General features: G+C 50.0%; 1 protein-coding gene. It reads right to left on the bottom strand.

Annotated elements, in window-relative coordinates; all coding sequences use genetic code 11:
* Window positions 1-232: condensation domain-containing protein (locus KVT36_RS32355; protein ID WP_217607532.1), on the bottom strand; the 232-nt coding region annotated here is incomplete at both ends.

The following is a 232-nucleotide window of genomic DNA, read 5'->3' as shown; positions in this document are numbered from 1 at the left end:
GAAAGTCCAGTGGTACTGCCAGCCACGGCGCCGGTCGAGTAGACTGCTGCTGCCAGTATTGCCGGTTTAAGGCCAGGTTCTCAACAACAGCAGGGCTGTTCATGAAATGCGCATAGACCTTATACTGCAAATGCAACGGAGGTAATACATCTTCTTTGCATGCCGCTGCATAAAGCGTTTCCAGCTCACGGGACAATATATTTACAGTCCAGCCATCGGTCACAATATGATG

Source organism: Chitinophaga sp. GbtcB8, from assembly GCF_019091455.1.
Classification (GTDB): Bacteria; Bacteroidota; Bacteroidia; order Chitinophagales; family Chitinophagaceae; genus Chitinophaga.
This window is presented reverse-complemented; position numbering and strand designations above follow the sequence as displayed.